11 protein-coding genes and 3 pseudogenes are annotated in these 14,687 nt (G+C 48.7%); 10 read left to right on the forward strand and 4 right to left on the reverse strand.

Annotated features, from left to right (window positions below; translation table 11 throughout):
* Positions 1–402, reverse strand: coding sequence for an SPI-2 type III secretion system protein SpiC (spiC, locus tag EOS97_RS22450; RefSeq protein ID WP_001562740.1), 402 nt, complete (start codon positions 400–402; stop codon positions 1–3).
* Between the two features lie 400 nt (positions 403–802).
* Between spiC and EOS97_RS22455 the strand changes: the two are divergent.
* From EOS97_RS22455 to mlrB, 4 genes and pseudogenes are all read left to right on the forward strand, one after another.
* Positions 803–3,565: pseudogene (locus EOS97_RS22455) on the forward strand (two component system sensor kinase).
* Between the two features lie 30 nt (positions 3,566–3,595).
* Positions 3,596–4,234, forward strand: a complete 639-nt coding sequence (locus EOS97_RS22460) for a two component system response regulator (protein WP_000666335.1) — start codon at positions 3,596–3,598, stop codon at positions 4,232–4,234.
* A 178-nt stretch (positions 4,235–4,412) separates the two neighbouring features.
* Positions 4,413–5,141 carry a MerR family transcriptional regulator gene (locus tag EOS97_RS22465; RefSeq protein WP_000122320.1) on the forward strand — a complete coding sequence of 243 codons (729 nt, stop codon included), beginning with the start codon at positions 4,413–4,415 and terminating at the stop codon, positions 5,139–5,141.
* A gap of 171 nt (positions 5,142–5,312) precedes the next feature.
* Positions 5,313–6,272: a transcriptional regulator MlrB gene (mlrB, locus tag EOS97_RS22470; RefSeq protein ID WP_001060717.1), complete on the forward strand. Its 960-nt coding sequence runs from the start codon at positions 5,313–5,315 to the stop codon at positions 6,270–6,272.
* A 95-nt stretch (positions 6,273–6,367) separates the two neighbouring features.
* Here the strand turns inward: mlrB and fumD are convergent, their stop codons facing one another.
* From fumD to ttrS, 3 genes are all read right to left on the reverse strand, one after another.
* Entirely contained in the window at positions 6,368–6,580 is a 213-nt protein-coding gene (gene fumD, locus EOS97_RS22475) for a fumarate hydratase FumD (protein ID WP_000165779.1), read from the reverse strand.
* A 97-nt stretch (positions 6,581–6,677) separates the two neighbouring features.
* Positions 6,678–7,298 carry a tetrathionate respiration response regulator TtrR gene (gene ttrR / locus EOS97_RS22480; protein WP_000190927.1) on the reverse strand — a complete coding sequence of 207 codons (621 nt, stop codon included), beginning with the start codon at positions 7,296–7,298 and terminating at the stop codon, positions 6,678–6,680.
* Entirely contained in the window at positions 7,273–9,051 is a 1,779-nt protein-coding gene (gene ttrS, locus EOS97_RS22485; RefSeq protein ID WP_001214408.1) for a tetrathionate respiration histidine kinase TtrS, read from the reverse strand. Before ttrS ends, ttrR begins: the two co-directional genes overlap by 26 nt.
* Positions 9,052–9,232: 181 nt before the next feature.
* Between ttrS and ttrB the strand changes: the two genes are divergently transcribed.
* The 6 genes and pseudogenes from ttrB (at position 9,233) to EOS97_RS22510 (ending at position 14,675) form a co-directional block, all read left to right on the forward strand.
* On the forward strand, positions 9,233–9,967 hold the full coding sequence (gene ttrB / locus EOS97_RS22490; RefSeq protein WP_001804764.1) for a tetrathionate reductase subunit TtrB: 735 nt from the start codon (positions 9,233–9,235) through the stop codon (positions 9,965–9,967).
* Positions 9,968–10,510: pseudogene (gene ttrC, locus EOS97_RS27390) on the forward strand (tetrathionate reductase subunit TtrC); the annotation flags it as partial.
* Positions 10,508–11,425: pseudogene (locus EOS97_RS27395) on the forward strand (molybdopterin dinucleotide binding domain-containing protein); the annotation flags it as partial. The pseudogenes ttrC and EOS97_RS27395, both read left to right, overlap by 3 nt.
* Before the next feature lie 322 nt (positions 11,426–11,747).
* Positions 11,748–12,974, forward strand: a complete 1,227-nt coding sequence (locus EOS97_RS22500; protein WP_000471822.1) for a PfkB family carbohydrate kinase — start codon at positions 11,748–11,750, stop codon at positions 12,972–12,974.
* An 11-nt stretch (positions 12,975–12,985) separates the two neighbouring features.
* Complete coding sequence (locus EOS97_RS22505; RefSeq protein WP_000697187.1) at positions 12,986–13,723, forward strand: glutamine amidotransferase; 738 nt, start codon at positions 12,986–12,988, stop codon at positions 13,721–13,723.
* A 58-nt stretch (positions 13,724–13,781) separates the two neighbouring features.
* Positions 13,782–14,675, forward strand: coding sequence for a proline iminopeptidase-family hydrolase (locus EOS97_RS22510; protein WP_001000501.1), 894 nt, complete (start codon positions 13,782–13,784; stop codon positions 14,673–14,675).
* Positions 14,676–14,687 lie beyond the last annotated feature (12 nt).

Here is a 14,687-nt window from a genome sequence, read left to right on the forward strand (position 1 = left end):
TTATACCCCACCCGAATAAAGTTTATGGTGATTGCGTATTACATTTTTTAAAATGCAAGTTAAAGCCAGGTGTTTTTCTATCTCAATAGCAATAAGCTCAGAGCTACTACTTGTGGTATAATAACCGTTTAACCATCCCCCATCCGCTGTGAGCTGTATAGCATAATCATGGACGTCCGGGTGTGCTGCAAGCAGTAGTGTCACATAGGCAAGACAAGGCTTAGGTAAGCTTTCCAGGTCATTTAAGAACAAAGAAATAGAAAATGCTTCTGAGAAAATTTCTCCTCTGGCAGGATGCCCATCAATAGTCATTATCCAGGATCGGCTATTACCTTCGGCCTTGATATCCTGAATTAATGGAATGCCTTTTAAAACTGCCAGCATGAATCCCTCCTCAGACATAAATGGGAGTTTCTATCAAATTCGCTCACAACCACATCCGTAAAAAGCCTGATTCACATTTATTTCGACTATACTCTTCTTGTACAATATCAGGATGCTGTCTACATATACCTTGTCACAGGCGATTCTATCATTCGGATTTTCCGATAAATTCACAATTACACTTTCAGCATTGACATAAAAAATTACAATTTGAAAAATTATTTATTAAATAAACTGTTACGATGTTTTTACATCGCCACCTTATTAAAAAGTAATTGTAGTCATCGACTGGGTTATATATGAAGAAATTTATCTTCCTAATGATAACACCATCGATTAATCTTCTGATGAAACTATATGTACTGCGATAGTGATCAAGTGCCAAAGATTTTGCAACAGGCAACTGGAGGAAAGCATTATGAATTTGCTCAATCTCAAGAATACGCTGCAAACATCTTTAGTAATCAGGCTAACTTTTTTATTTTTATTAACAACAATAATTATTTGGCTGCTATCTGTGCTTACCGCAGCTTATATATCAATGGTTCAGAAACGGCAGCATATAATAGAGGATTTATCCGTTCTATCCGAGATGAATATTGTACTAAGCAATCAACGGTTTGAAGAAGCTGAACGTGACGCTAAAAATTTAATGTATCAATGCTCATTAGCGACTGAGATTCATCATAACGATATTTTCCCTGAGGTGAGCCGGCATCTTTCTGTCGGTCCTTCAAATTGCACACCGACGCTAAACGGAGAGAAGCACCGTCTCTTTCTGCAGTCCTCTGATATCGATGAAAAAAGCTTTCGTCGCGATAGTTTTATTCTTAACCATAAAAATGAGATTTCGTTATTATCTACTGATAACCCTTCAGATTATTCAACTCTACAGCCTTTAACGCGAAAAAGCTTTCCTTTATACCCAACCCATGCCGGGTTTTACTGGAGTGAACCAGAATACATAAACGGCAAAGGATGGCACGCTTCCGTTGCGGTTGCCGATCAGCAAGGCGTATTTTTTGGGGTGACGGTTAAACTTCCCGATCTCATTACTAAGAGCCACCTACCATTAGATGATAGTATTCGAGTATGGCTGGATCAAAACAACCACTTATTGCCGTTTTCATACATCCCGCAAAAAATACGTACACAGTTAGAGAATGTAACGCTGCATGATGGATGGCAGCAAATTCCCGGATTTCTGATATTACGCACAACCTTGCATGGCCCCGGATGGAGTCTGGTTACGCTGTACCCATACGGTAATCTACATAATCGCATCTTAAAAATTATCCTTCAACAAATCCCCTTTACATTAACAGCATTGGTGTTGATGACGTCGGCTTTTTGCTGGTTACTACATCGCTCACTGGCCAAACCGTTATGGCGTTTTGTCGATGTCATTAATAAAACTGCAACTGCACCGCTGAGCACACGTTTACCAGCACAACGACTGGATGAATTAGATAGTATTGCCGGTGCTTTTAACCAACTGCTTGATACTCTACAAGTCCAATACGACAATCTGGAAAACAAAGTCGCAGAGCGCACCCAGGCGCTAAATGAAGCAAAAAAACGCGCTGAGCAAGCTAACAAACGTAAAAGCATTCATCTTACGGTAATAAGTCATGAGTTACGTACTCCGATGAATGGCGTACTCGGTGCGATTGAATTATTACAAACTACCCCTTTAAACATAGAGCAGCAAGGATTAGCTGATACCGCCAGGAATTGTACACTGTCTTTGTTAGCTATTATTAATAATCTGCTGGATTTTTCACGCATCGAGTCTGGTCATTTCACATTACATGTGGAAGAAACAGCGTTACTGCCGTTACTGGACCAGACAATGCAAACCATCCAGGGGCCAGCGCAAAGCAAAAAACTGTCATTACGTACTTTTGTCGGTCAACATGTCCCTCTCTATTTTCATACCGACAGTATCCGTTTACGGCAAATTTTGGTTAATTTACTCGGGAACGCGGTAAAATTTACCGAAACCGGAGGGATACGTCTGACGGTCAAGCGTCATGAGTAACAATTAATATTTCTGGTTAGCGATAGCGGTAAAGGGATTGAAATACAGCAGCAGTCTCAAATCTTTACTGCTTTTTATCAAGCAGACACAAATTCGCAAGGTACAGGAATTGGACTGACTATTGCGTCAAGCCTGGCTAAAATGATGGGCGGTAATCTGACACTAAAAAGTGTCCCCGGGGTTGGAACCTGTGTCTCGCTAGTATTACCCTTACAAGAATACCAGCCGCCTCAACTAATTAAAGGGACGCTGTCAGCGCCGTTCTGCCTGCATCGGCAACTGGCTTGCTGGGGAATACGCGGTGAACCACCCCACCAGCAAAATGCGCTTCTCAACGCAGAGCTTTTGTATTTCCCCGGAAAACTCTACGACCTGGCGCAACAGTTAATATTGTGTACACCAAATATGCCAGTAATAAATAATTTGTTACCACCCTGGCAGTTGCAGATTCTTTTGGTTGATGATGCCGATATTAATCGGGATATCATCGGCAAAATGCTTGTCAGCCTGGGCCAACACGTCACTATTGCCGCCAGTAGTAACGAGGCTCTGACTTTATCACAACAGCAACGATTCGATTTAGTACTGATTGACATTAGAATGCCAGAAATAGATGGTATTGAATGTGTACAATTATGGCACGATGAGCCGAATAATTTAGATCCTGACTGCATGTTTGTGGCGCTATCCGCTAGCGTAGCGACAGAAGATATTCATCGTTGTAAAAAAAATGGGATTCATCATTACATTACAAAACCAGTGACATTGGCTACCTTAGCTCGCTATATCAGTATTGCCGCAGAATACCAGCTTTTACGAAATATAGAGCTACAGGAGCAGGATCCAAGTCGCTGCTCAGCGCTACTGGCGACAGATGATATGGTCATTAATAGCAAGATTTTCCAATCACTGGACCTCTTGCTGGCTGATATTGAAAATGCCGTATCGGCTGGACAAAAAATCGATCAGTTAATTCACACATTAAAAGGCTGTTTAGGTCAAATAGGGCAGACTGAATTGGTATGCTATGTCATAGACATTGAGAATCGCGTAAAAATGGGGAAAATCATCGCGCTGGAGGAACTAACCGACTTACGCCAGAAAATACGTATGATCTTCAAAAACTACACCATTACTTAATATTATCTTAATTTTCGCGAGGGCAGCAAAATGAAAGAATATAAGATCTTATTAGTAGACGATCATGAAATCATCATTAACGGCATTATGAATGCCTTATTACCCTGGCCTCATTTTAAAATTGTAGAGCATGTTAAAAATGGTCTTGAGGTTTATAATGCCTGTTGCGCATACGAGCCTGACATACTTATCCTTGATCTTAGCTTACCTGGCATCAATGGCCTGGATATCATTCCTCAATTACATCAGCGTTGGCCAGCAATGAATATTCTGGTTTACACAGCATACCAACAAGAGTATATGACCATTAAAACTTTAGCCGCAGGTGCTAATGGCTATGTTTTAAAAAGCAGTAGTCAGCAAGTTCTGTTAGCGGCATTGCAAACAGTAGCAGTAAACAAGCGTTACATTGACCCGACGTTGAATCGGGAAGCTATCCTGGCTGAATTAAACGCTGACACGACCAATCATCAACTGCTTACTTTGCGCGAGCGTCAGGTTCTTAAGCTTATTGACGAGGGGTATACCAATCATGGGATCAGCGAAAAGCTACATATCAGTATAAAAACCGTCGAAACACACCGGATGAATATGATGAGAAAGCTACAGGTTCATAAAGTGACAGAGTTACTTAACTGCGCCCGAAGAATGAGGTTAATAGAGTATTAACCAGGGGCATCCGATGGTATTAAGCATTGGTCATATTTTGATGAGCCTTACGCCACGCAGTATTGCTCATCATCGACAAAATCCATACGGATGCCCTGGTATGCCGCACCATTTATCACTACCTTAGTCTTCATTTAATCATGATATAGTAGAATCCCCTTATTTAACGGGCTTTACCATGTCGTATTCTATCGGCGAATTTGCCAGACTATGCGGTATCAATGCCGCCACGCTAAGGGCATGGCAGCGACGCTATGGTTTATTGAAACCGCAGCGTACTGATGGCGGGCATCGCTTATACAGCGATGACGATATTCGACAAGCGCTTAGCATCCTCGACTGGGTGAGAAAAGGCGTACCGATAAGTCAGGTCAAACCCTTACTGTCGCGTCCGGTCATTCGCCTGGGCGATAACTGGATAACGATCCAGGAGACGATGCTCCAACATCTCCACGAAGGGCGAATTGACGCGCTGCGGCAGTTGATTTATGACTGTGGCCGGGAATATCCCCGCGCAGAACTGGTGACCCATTTATTGCGTCCGTTGCGCAGCAAAGTGTCAGCGCATCTTCCCGCCGTGATGACGCTGCGCGAAATACTGGATGGCATCATTATTGCCTACACCTCTTTTTGCCTTGAAGGCGACAGAAAAGCGCCTGGCAACAATGCTTTTATTAGCGGATGGCATCTCTCGGATCACTGTGAAATCTGGCTGGAAGCGTTGACTCGTACCGGACAAGAGCTGCGGCTCAATGTGCTTCCCTCTCCACCAGCCGTTCTGGCGCCCGAGCTGTTCGCCCAGAGAAAATGGTTCCTGGTGACCACCGGAAAGCTCACTGCCGGGCAGAAAAAACAGCTTGCCCAGTGGCGCAACGTGGTCGCTTCGCTGGAGGTTATCACACTATAAGCGCTGAAATAGATTTCTTCCCCTCATTCTATCTTATTGATATTTAAGTACATCAAAAAAATCTCCGCGAAAACTTAGACAAAAAAACAAAGTTGTGTAAGTTTTAAATCAGCGTGAGATAACATTTTGCGCCATCGGCGTCAGTCGTCGTACTTTCAATAAGGGGGAATCATGAATAACAAACCCGTAGTCGGCATTAGCGGATGTCTGACTGGCGCCGCGGTACGCTTTGATGGCGGACATAAGCGTATGGATTTTGTCATGAACTCTCTGGCGCCGTGGGTGGCCTACAAACCGATCTGCCCGGAGGTGGCGATCGGCCTGCCCGTGCCCCGTCCTGCGCTGCGTCTTATCCAGACGACCTGTGGCGACATTCGGATGCGCTATAGCCATGCCCCGCACGATGACGTTACCGAGCGAATGAATGCCTTTGCCGATCGGTTTCTGCCAACAATAGGCGAACTGGCGGGGTTTATTGTGTGTGCAAAATCGCCCAGTTGCGGAATGGAGCGCGTTCGCCTGTATGATGAAAAGGGTAACAGGGGCCGCAAAGCTGGCACGGGGCTGTTTACCGCCGCGATGATGGACAAATATCCCTGGCTGCCGATAGAGGAAGATGGTCGCCTGCACGATCCGGTATTACGCGAGAATTTCATCGCACGTATCTTCGCGCTACATGAATTAAATGCGCTACGCGCGCAGGGCTTGAGTCGTCACAGTTTGCTCGCGTTTCATAGCCGATACAAACTTCAGCTTCTCGCCCATCACCAGGCCGGCTACCGCGAAATTGGCCCTTTCGTCGCGCGTCTGCATGAGTGGGACGATCTGGATGCCTTCTTTGTCCGATACAGAGAAAAACTGATGGCTATCCTGCGCCACCCCGCTTCACGTAAAAATCACACCAATGTGCTGATGCATATCCAGGGCTATTTTCACCGCGCGTTGAACAGCAGGCAACGCGCGGAATTACGCGAGGTGATTCTCGGCTACCGGGCGGGCCGACTACCTATCCTGGCACCGTTAACGCTGCTGAAGCACTATCTGGCGGAACATCCGGATGACTATCTACGCAGCCAGAATTATTTTGAGCCGTACCCTGATACATTAGGGCTGCGCTTAGCCATCACCTGATAACCCTGCGCATCGCTAACGGCGGGCAACCAGCCCGCCATGGTGACAATCCCGACAATTCAAAGGCGATTTCGTTATTGCCACCCTGATAGCGGCTATGACCGCGCCAGAGCGTTAATCACGGTTTCCATAGCCTGTTTTTCTAACGCGCTACGTTGAATGCGTTGATTCGCCAGCGCGGTTCTTAACACGCCCGCAATAACAATATATTTAGGCTCCTGCCCCAGATCGCGCATTTCCAGCACGACCTTGCCCACCACCCGGCACATCTCACGGTACAGCTCGTCATCTTTTGTCGGTTTTGTCATACGTTTTACTCGTCGCCAGCTCAAACCAACAGAATATAACAGTCTTCTCAATTAAACAAAATTTGATGCAAATCAAAGAAATAACGCAGTTTATTACTCATGGCTCATACGTTGTTCGTATTCTGGTCTCTGGCGAGGCCATTTTTTCGAAACGCCTAATCAGTTCCGCCAGGCTACCGGCCTGCATTTTTTCCATGACTCTGGCGCGGTGCACCTCTACGGTACGCACCGCGATATTCATCGCTTCCGCAATTTCACGGTTCATAAATCCTTTTGCCACCAGGCTGGCCAGCTCACGCTCTTTCGGCGTCAACTGCTGGTAACACAGTATAATCTCACGGCGCGCCACCGCTGCCGATGAAACCGTCAGCGCACGCTCCAGCGCCGCCTGTAGCGGTTTTACCGATACCGGTTTTTGCAGAAAATCGACGGCGCCGCGTTTCATCTGCTCCACGGCCATCGGTACATCGCCATGCCCGGTAAGAAAAACAACCGCCAGGGTACTTCCGCACTGGCGCAACGCATCATGAACGCCCTGCCCATCCAGTACCGGCATTCGCATATCCAGTAATACGACTCCGGCCTGATACAGACTGGCCTGCGCCAAAAAATCCGCCCCCTGCGTCCAGCATTTTACGTCATATCCCAGACTTTCCAGTAAAAACGCGCACGCGTTAGTGACCGCCGTATCATCATCCAGTAGATGAATTGTCGCCATCCCTGCCTCCATGTTCATGTAAGAAATGTATCGTGACCACCGTTCCCGACAGACCGTCCGGCGCGGTCTGGTTCCTGATGCTGATATCGCCCCGCCCATACCGCACCAGCCGCTGGCAAATCGCCAGCCCTAAGCCCATCCCCTCTTTGCGGGTGGTCATAAACGGCTGAAACGCCTGACGTAATAGCGCCTCATCGATTCCCCCGGCGTTATCCTGTAAAACGATGCTGATGCCGTTTTCAGTATGTTCAGCAACGACCCATAAATGGGTGGCGCCCGCCTGAGCCGCATTAAGAATGATATTCGCCAGCACCTGTTCCAGCAGCATTGACGGCAGCGTTACGCGCAGCGCAGCGCTAACCTCGGTATGCAGAGTCACTGTCGGAAACTGTTGCGCCATACGCAACAATTGCCAGACATGATCAATCGCCTCGCGAATGGCTATGGCCTTCCACGCTTCGGTTAGCACCGGGTTGCCCTGCGCCTGGCTGACCCAGTGACGCAGGTTACGCAGAGTATCCGCACCGCGTTGCGCCTGCTGGTCAATCTGCTCCAGCGCCGGCAGCAAGGGATGCTGTTCATCTGCAGCGCGCAGTCGAATCAGGCACCCCTGAGCGTAATGTCGAATCGCGGAAAGCGGCTGATTAAGCTCATGGGCAAACCCGGAGGTCATTTCACCCAACACGCTCATTTGCCGGGCGGTTTCCAGCGCCCGCTCATGCTGATGAAGAACTACGTTATTACGTTCCAGTTGCTTTCCACGTCGACGCACCAGCAGCATGACCCAAATATAATTGAGCGTGAGCAACAGGAACGCCAGAATCACGCCGCCGACCATTAGCTGGTGCTGGATTAACCAACTTTTGACATCCAGCCACAGTCGACGCTGCTGAGGGTGCTGACGAACATCACGCAGCAACGCTTCCACCTGACTGGTCGACGCTGGCGCGCCCCAGTGAAATGACGCGGCGGCGGGCGCGTTGAATAGCGCTCGCGTTACGCGATCCGCCAGCGCATCGCTTACCGCAGGTAGCGCCGCGAACGACCAGTCAGGATATAACGGCGTACTGGTTAAGCAAGGCAGGGGCGTCGGTCGGGAAAGCAGCGCGATAAAGTCCTTTTTATTAATCAATCCTTCCTGATCCATATTTTCTAACAGGCACACTGGCACAATTGCCGCCTGCACCGCTTTTTCGCGCAGCATATAGACTAAGGCATCGCCAGGAAATCCGGTAAAACGAAGATGAAAATCACGCTCCGGGCGTAAGCCCGCGTCGCTGAGCGCTTTATAGCCTAATAAATAGCCGCCAAACGCCTGAGCATCAATCGCGCCGACTGTCTTACCGATGAGATCATGCGCCGTGGTGATGCCGCTATCGCGCCGGGTCAAAATCACGCTGCCAATAACATTACTCACCGCTTTCCCATCGCGCGTGGAACGCAGGGAAGCTAACCAGCGCAGCGGCGCATGGCTGTTCAGTTGGACAAATTGCGCCGGGTTGGTTATCACAAACTGCACGGTTCCCTGGTTAACGGCCTCCTGCATTTGATGCAGATCCAGCGGCTGGATGTGAAAGGTTTCGCCTGGAAGCTGTTGGCTTAATGTCTTTGCCAACGGTTGCCAGTGGCTGCGCGTAGACGCCTCGCCGCGCATGGCCAGAATACCGATATTCCACGTCCCTGCCCACGCGCCATGACAAAGTAGCCCTACTGCCGCCAACACCGCCAGGCGCCTTACGGTTTTACCTCTCACCCCAATATCCCTGTCAATTATGTTGTTTTAGATCAACAACAAGCCGGGTATGTGGTTAACCACAATAGAGCGCACCCCGCCTCGATTTTTACACTGTAAATCATCAACATTTTTTATTCATTACACATGAACCAACATCGTGACAAATGTTTCATTGTTGGCAATGTGGACGGGAGTCAATATGGACAGCAGTAAACGGCAATTTCTCCAGCAGCTCGGCGTCCTGACCGCTGGCGCCTCGCTGGTTCCGCTGGCTGAAGCGAAATTTCCTTTTTCGCCGGAGCGGCATGAAGGCTCTCTCCGACACCGTTACGCCATGCTTATCGACCTGCGGCGTTGTATCGGCTGTCAGTCCTGTACCGTAAGTTGCACTATTGAAAACCAAACGCCGCAGGGCGCATTTCGTACGACCGTGAACCAATACCAGGTCCAGCGTGAAGGTAGTCAGGAAGTCACGAATGTGCTGTTGCCGCGTCTGTGCAACCATTGCGATAACCCCCCCTGTGTGCCGGTCTGCCCGGTACAAGCCACCTTTCAGCGGGAAGATGGCATTGTGGTGGTGGATAACAAACGCTGCGTCGGCTGCGCCTATTGTGTCCAGGCGTGTCCTTACGACGCCCGATTTATCAATCATGAAACGCAAACTGCCGATAAATGCACGTTTTGCGTCCATCGTCTGGAAGCCGGGCTGTTACCCGCTTGCGTAGAGTCCTGCGTCGGCGGCGCGCGTATTATTGGCGATATCAAAGATCCCCATAGCCGCATCTCCACCATGCTTCATCAACATCGCGACGCTATCAAGGTATTAAAGCCGGAAAACGGCACGTCGCCCCATGTTTTCTACCTGGGTCTGGACGACGCCTTTGTCACCCCATTAATGGGCCGTGCGCAGCCCGCGCTTTGGCAGGAGGTCTGAATGACGCATTCACTCATCATTGAAGAAGTGCTGGCTCACCCGCAGGACATTAGCTGGCTGCCGTGGGCGGTACAATATTTCTTTTTTATTGGTATTGCCGCCTGCGCCGCACTGTTTGCCTGTTATCTTCACTGGCGGAAAAAAGACGCCGCAACAGAAGAAAATCGGGCATTACTGATTGCCATTACCTGTGCGATTACCGCACCGCTGGCGTTGACGGCGGATCTGCACCAGACCGCCCGCGTCTGGCATTTCTATGCCTGGCCGACGCCCTGGTCGTGGATGCCCTGGGGAGCGTTGTTCCTGCCGCTGTTTACCGGGTTTCTCGCTCTGTGGTTCCTGGCGCAGCAGATAAAACGATTATTCAATAAAAGTTACAACGTCACTAAATGGTTGGCGTTAGCCAGCGCGCTTTGCGCGGTGGGCCTGTTGATTTATACCGGCCGCGAAGTCTCCGTTGTGCTGGCGCGTCCAATCTGGTTTAGCTACGCCTTCCCCGTGGCGATGTTTCTTAGCGCCTTACAGGCGTTCTTCGCGCTGATGGAAGCCTTTTGTATTGCGGTAGCAAAACGGCTCCATCTGCCCGGCTTTGGCGACCGGGCGATAACCGATCCGCAGGGCAATGCTTTTCCACTGAACCGGGCGGAAGATTTCTATCTGCGCGTAGCCGCTAATATCGCCTTTATGGGCAAGACGCCGGTCGCGCCGGCAAATCAGGAAGATATTTCGCTTACCGGCGTCAGCCGCATTCTGCCAGCAATTCAGCACACGCTTAAAGCTGATGAGGTCGGTCGCGTGGCGTTTATCTACTCGCGTGGCGGCCGGTTTGCGCCCGAGGATAGCGGCTATACGGAGCAACGGTTAGGTAACGCGTGGAAAAAACCCTTACAGATCTGGAATGCAGATGTCGCCGCCCACCGTCACGCCATCACCGGGGAGCGTTTCAGCGGTTGCCCGGTCTGGTATCCGGCGCGTTTGTCAGATGGTCGTGCGATTGACGACCAGTTTCCCATTGGGCAATGGCCGCTGAAACTGATTTCATTTAAATCAAATACCATGTCCAGCTCAACAGCCGTCATCCCGCGCTTACACCATGTGAAGCCAGCAAACCTGGTGGCGCTGAATCCGCAAGACGGCGAGCGTTATGGACTGCAACATGGCGATCGGGTACGGATCATTACGCCGGGCGGTCAGGTCGTGGCGCAAATCAGTTTGTTAAATGGCGTGATGCCAGGCGTCATCGCTATCGAACACGGATATGGCCACCGCGAGATGGGCGCAACGCAGCACTCTCTGGATGGCGTGCCTATGCCGTATGATCCACAAATCAGGGCAGGCATAAATCTTAACGATCTGGGCTTTGCTGATCCGACAAGAACCATTACCAACACTTGGCTCGACTGGGTTTCCGGTGCGGCAGTACGTCAGGGGCTGCCGGCAAAAATCGAGCGTATATAACCCCAGGGCCGGAGAGCGATATCGTCTTATTTCGTCGAGGGTAGCGACTGATAAGCGAACGCTGTCCGGCTGCATATACTCACTGAATCGTGCAAGCCCAACTATTTTACGTTCACCCCGTCATATTACATAGAAAATATATGACAACACTCACAAAACTATTTTCCCCTTCTGTAAGCAATTAATATTTAACACATTGGCTGCGCTTCTGATTATTGACATTCATTTGGGGTTACTTCCGGTTGACCGCATAATCTGTGATTGAATTCACCGCATGACAACATTGCCATAAATACAATTCAACTCACTACCCGGAGGCAATATGTTTAAAGAAGAAAGACGTCATGCCATCATTAATTTACTGATAAAGGATAATAGTGTTAGCGTCAGTAAACTTTCAGACCTTTATAAGGTTAGCCAGGAGACTATTCGTTCCGATCTACGCTATTTCCAGAAATCAGGTATGCTTCAGCGTTGCTATGGCGGAGGGATTTTAAACCGTGACGCGCTGAGTAAGCTTATCACTGAAAATAAGATTGATATCTCCAGCACTATCGCCACGCCAATCCATCAGGATGCAAAACTGCGCCGGGAAAACACAAAAAAAGCAGGCAAGGTGTGTGTTTTAGGCTCATTCAATATTGATGTTTCAGCAACCGTGCCGTGGTTTCCACAAAGCGGAGAATCCATTCTGGCCAGTCAATTTGGATTCTATCCTGGCGGTAAAGGAGCCAACCAGGCTTTAGCGGCAAACAATGCCGGCGCTGCGGCGCATTTTATTTTTAAAGTGGGCAAAGATCAGTTCAGCGCATTTGCTATGAATCATATTATTCAATCAGGCATCACCTCATACAGCGCGTATCAAACAGATAAAGCGCCCACCGGTAGCGCATTGATCTATGTCTCCGCCGTGGATGGCGATAATATTATCGCCATCTACCCTGGCGCCAATATGATGCTCACCACGCAAGAGATTAACGAGCAACACCGTTATATCGCCGAGTCTGACGTTATGTTAATGCAGCTCGAAACGAACATTGAAGCGTTGACTGAATTTATCCGCCTGGGCAAACAAGAAAATAAAATGATCATGCTGAATCCTGCCCCCTATACGAAACAGGTGACGCATTTATTATCTGATATTGACATCATCACGCCGAATGAAACTGAAGCCTCTTTTTTATCCGGCGTAACCATTACTGATATTAATGATGCGAAAAAAGCCGGAAATATTATTCTGCAATCCGGGGTGAAAAAAGTCATCATTACCCTTGGCGCCCGTGGTTCTCTGCTCTGTGAGCACGCCCGCACGTTGTATATTCCTGCATGGAGCGCCGTGGTAAAAGATGCCGCCGGGGCCGGTGACGCTTTTAATGGCGCCTTAGCCGCCGCGCTGGCGCGACAAGCAGACATGGTCGCAGCCATTCAATATGCCTCCGCTTTCGCTTCTCTGGCGGTGGAACAAGTCGGTGCGTCGAGTATGCCTCAGCACTTGCAGGTTTTACATCGAATGCGTACCCAATCTAATAAAGTCATTCACATTAATTAACAGGTGACATAATGAAAATTTTATTTATTGGCGAATCATGGCACATTCATATGATTCACTCTAAAGGTTTTGATAGCTTTACATCGAGCAAATATGAAGAAGGCGCAGACTATTTATTATCCTGCTTGCGCCAGGGTAATATCGATGTAGACTACATGCCTGCCCATATTGTGCAAACTCGTTTTCCACAAACTGCCGAAGCATTAGCCTGCTATGATGCGATCGTCATCAGTGATATCGGTAGCAATACGTTCCTGTTACAAAACAGAACGTTTTATAATATGGACATTATTCCTGATGCATTACAACTTATCGCCGATTATGTTGCTGAGGGCGGCGGTCTGTTGATGATCGGCGGGTATTTATCCTTTACGGGAATAGAAGCAAAAGCCAATTATAAAAATACGGTTCTGGCGGAGGTATTGCCGGTTGATATGCTGGATGTAGATGACCGCGTAGAACTACCGCAAGGATGTAAAGCAGTAAATACTGCGGTAGAGCATGTTATTACCCAGCCATTTAGCGAATGGCCGCCGCTGTTGGGCTATAACAAGCTTATCGCCAAAGAAAATAGTCAGGTCCTTGCTGAAATTAATGGCGATCCACTGTTAGTTATGGGTACTTACCATAAAGGGAAAGTATGTTGCTTTGCCAGTGATTGTTCACCGCACTGGGGAAGCCCGCAGTTTCTGCAATGGGAACATTACGCCACCTTCTGGTGTAATGTTTTACACACAATAAAAAAATAATATTACCCAGGCGAATATAAATTTCGCCTGCCCTGCCACACACTGAATCATTAAGAATATGAATGATACTTATCTCTATGGCGAAATGTTTTCTGAAAACATATTGACAAGCTATCGGATTTATGGAGACAGAAAATCATTACTCACGCCGCTCATTATCCTTCACGGCGGCCCTTCTGGCGGCTTTGATTATTTATTAAATTATCGCCATCTGGCTGATGACGGGCGCATGGTAATATTTTACGATCAATATGGCTGCGGTCGTTCAACGCATTTTCCTCATGCCGACGCGTCTTTCTGGACTATTGCGCGTTATCTCCGTCAATTAACCCAATTAATTCATCACCTGGGTATTGGGCACGGGTATTCGATACTGGGACATTCCTGGGGCGGAATGCTTGCCGCAGAGCACGCCTGCTTACAGCCTGCCGGGCTTCGCGGGACAATACTGGCCAGTTCGCCGGCCAGTATCGCCCTGTGGCAACAGGAAGCCACACGGCTCTTTAACGCTCTGACGCCAATGTCCGATGACGATATCAAAAACGTCATTATGCCCGCCGTCATTTATCAAAACCCACCGGAACAGCTGGTCGCTTATTATGCCAGACACGTTTATACCCTCGCGGAAGAAGCCGTTCATGTTCAGCGATCTAATGCGCAGTTCGCCGCCGACCCTACGGGTTATCACATTTTATGGGGAACCAATGAACTGGCGGCAAATGGCAAACTTGCCGACTGGGATATTACGCCCCATTTGTGCCAGATACGCTGTCCTGTTCTGGTACTGCGCGGCGAAAACGATCAGGCAACCGAGCGCGTCGTCTCTCCGCTGCTCTCTCACATTTCAGACTGCCGCGCGGTCACCATTCCTGGCAGCAGCCATAACCCGCATGAAGAAAATATCGCGCCCTGCCTCGCAGCGGTAAGCGCGTTTTTACGCGATCTGGCATAAAAAGCCATTAAG

It is taken from the genome of Salmonella sp. SSDFZ54 (assembly GCF_004010735.1).
GTDB lineage: Bacteria > Pseudomonadota > Gammaproteobacteria > Enterobacterales > Enterobacteriaceae > Salmonella > Salmonella enterica.

Bases quoted from the DNA above. Each gene is read 5' to 3' on its own strand.
- spiC (WP_001562740.1), bottom strand. From the start codon at position 402: ATGTCTGAGGAGGGATTCATGCTGGCAGTTTTAAAAGGCATTCCATTA.
- EOS97_RS22460 (WP_000666335.1), top strand. From the start codon at position 3,596: ATGAAAGAATATAAGATCTTATTAGTAGACGATCATGAAATCATCATT.
- EOS97_RS22465 (WP_000122320.1), top strand. From the start codon at position 4,413: ATGTCGTATTCTATCGGCGAATTTGCCAGACTATGCGGTATCAATGCC.
- mlrB (WP_001060717.1), top strand. From the start codon at position 5,313: ATGAATAACAAACCCGTAGTCGGCATTAGCGGATGTCTGACTGGCGCC.
- fumD (WP_000165779.1), bottom strand. From the start codon at position 6,580: ATGACAAAACCGACAAAAGATGACGAGCTGTACCGTGAGATGTGCCGG.
- ttrR (WP_000190927.1), bottom strand. From the start codon at position 7,298: ATGGCGACAATTCATCTACTGGATGATGATACGGCGGTCACTAACGCG.
- ttrB (WP_001804764.1), top strand. From the start codon at position 9,233: ATGGACAGCAGTAAACGGCAATTTCTCCAGCAGCTCGGCGTCCTGACC.
- EOS97_RS22500 (WP_000471822.1), top strand. From the start codon at position 11,748: ATGTTTAAAGAAGAAAGACGTCATGCCATCATTAATTTACTGATAAAG.
- EOS97_RS22505 (WP_000697187.1), top strand. From the start codon at position 12,986: ATGAAAATTTTATTTATTGGCGAATCATGGCACATTCATATGATTCAC.
- EOS97_RS22510 (WP_001000501.1), top strand. From the start codon at position 13,782: ATGAATGATACTTATCTCTATGGCGAAATGTTTTCTGAAAACATATTG.